Origin of the sequence: Halogeometricum sp. CBA1124 (genome assembly GCF_009741955.1) — an archaeon.
GTDB classification, from domain to species: domain Archaea; phylum Halobacteriota; class Halobacteria; order Halobacteriales; family Haloferacaceae; genus Halogeometricum; species Halogeometricum rufum.
Genome location: NZ_WPCD01000333.1, coordinates 1 through 2034 on the forward strand (window position 1 = coordinate 1; position 2034 = coordinate 2034).

General features: G+C 69.7%; 1 protein-coding gene and 2 pseudogenes. 2 read left to right on the forward strand and 1 reads right to left on the reverse strand.

Annotated elements, in window-relative coordinates; translation table 11 throughout:
* Window positions 1-757: pseudogene (locus GJ632_RS21180) on the forward strand (transcription initiation factor IIB family protein); the annotation flags it as partial.
* A 65-nt stretch (window positions 758-822) separates the two neighbouring features.
* On the forward strand, window positions 823-1299 hold the full coding sequence (locus GJ632_RS21185; protein WP_191453956.1) for an NUDIX hydrolase: 477 nt from the start codon (window positions 823-825) through the stop codon (window positions 1297-1299).
* A gap of 25 nt (window positions 1300-1324) precedes the next feature.
* On the opposite strand, the pseudogene GJ632_RS21190 reads toward GJ632_RS21185, so the two are convergent.
* A pseudogene (locus tag GJ632_RS21190) lies at window positions 1325-2034 on the reverse strand (asparagine synthase C-terminal domain-containing protein); the annotation flags it as partial.

Consider the following 2034-nt stretch of genomic DNA (forward strand, 5'->3'; position numbering starts at 1 on the left):
AGAAGGACGAGACGTCCCGCGTCGCGCGCGCGACGAACATGATGCACACGACAAGGGGTTGTCGACCAACATCGGCTGGCAGGACAAGGACGCCTACGGCAACTCCCTGTCGTCCAATCAGCGCCAGAAGATGCAGCGACTGCGTACGTGGAACGAGCGGTTCCGCACGCGCGACTCCAAAGAACGCAACCTGAAGCAGGCGCTCGGCGAAATCGACCGGATGGCGTCGGCGCTCGGACTCCCCGACAACGTTCGCGAGACGGCCTCGGTCATCTACCGCCGTGCGCTGGACGACGACCTGCTCCCCGGCCGCTCCATCGAGGGCGTCGCCACCTCGGCCCTGTACGCCGCCGCGCGCATGGCCGGCACGCCCCGGTCGCTCGACGAGATTACGGTGGTGTCCCGCGTCGACAAAGACGAGATATCGCGGACGTACCGCTACGTCGTCCGCGAACTCGGCCTCGAAATCGAACCCGCGGACCCCGAGCAGTACGTCCCGCGGTTCGCCTCGGAACTCGGCCTCACCGACGAGTCCGAACGCCACGCCCGCCAACTGCTGAAGACGGCCAAAGAACAGGGCATCCACTCCGGGAAGTCGCCCGTCGGCCTCGCCGCCGCGGCCATCTACGCCGCCTCCCTGCTCGCCAACGAGAAGGTGACGCAGAGCGAGGTGAGCGAGGTGGCCAACATCTCGGAAGTGACCATCCGCAACCGCTACCACGAACTGCTCGAGGCCGAAGAAGGCCTGACGGCCTGACCGACTCCTGCTTCTCCGCGGCCGCGACGGAAACAGCCAACCGCTCCCGCTCCGAACGGCGGTGCATGGAGACGACGCGACACTTCACTGCGACCGTCTACATCGTCAACGAGGGGGCCGTCGCCCTCCACCACCACGAACGACTCGGCATCGAGATTCCGCCGGGCGGCCACGTGGACAGGGACGAACTCCCGCACGAGGCGGGCTTGCGCGAGGTGGTCGAAGAGACCGGTCTCGACGCCAAGTTACTGGACGAAACCGACCCGGTGGACGCGCCTGACGGCGAACGCCTGCCGGACCCGCGACACCAGATGCTGTACGACATCAACGTCCACGGCGACGGCGGCGTCGGCCACCAGCACATCGACCACATCTACTACGCGACGGTATCGTCCCGCGACATCGACCCGAACGGCGACGACGAGGCGGACCCGGAGGTGTGGACGTGGTACGACGCCGCCGCCCTCCGCGAGTCCGACCTCGACCCCGACACCGTCCAGTTCTCCCTCGAAGCCATCGACGTCGCCGCGTCGGCCGACTGAGCGACCGGGCGTACGTCTCGCCGCCTCACTCCTCGACGAGCGACCGGACGTACTTCTCGACGTGGTCGTCCATCCGACGCTTGTAGCCGGCCCGCCGCGCCAGTCGGTCGAGTTCCCGCGACGCGTACGTCCCGTACTGGACGGCCTTCTTGTCCGCCGCGGCCACGTCGGCGGGGACGAGTCCGCGCGCCACCTCGCGGAGGGCGACTTTCCGGCGGCCGTCGGCGACGAGCAGTTCCCCCGGTAGCGGAAGCGCGGCGGCCACCACGTCGTCGTGGAGGAGGGGGGCCACGGGTTCGCGCCCGCCGCGCGGAGGGCGAGCACGTCGCGTTCCAACTGGTCGGGGAGCGTCCGAATCAGTTCGGTCGCCGCGCCGCGGACCGTCTCCGCCTCGACGCGCGGGTCGTCGGGCGCCTTCGCCACCTTCGCGTACCCGCCGAACAGTTCGTCCGCGCCCTGCCCGACGGCGAGTCGGTCGAAGCCGTCCGCGGCGACGCGCTTGCCGACGAGGTAGAGCGGCAGGACTATCTGCAGGTCCATCGGGTTCGTCCGGCCGAGAATCGAGACGAGTTCGGGGACGGCCTCGCGGAGTGCGTCGTGGGTCAACTCGACGACGCGCACCTCGCGGTCCATCGCCGCGGCGGCGTCGCGCGCCGCGGCCACGTCGTGACTCCCCTCGAAGCCGGGCACGTAACACGGGCGCCGCCGGCACGCCGGCGGCGACGACGGCGGAGT

Bases quoted from the DNA above. Each gene is read 5' to 3' on its own strand.
- GJ632_RS21185 (WP_191453956.1), top strand. From the start codon at position 823: ATGGAGACGACGCGACACTTCACTGCGACCGTCTACATCGTCAACGAG.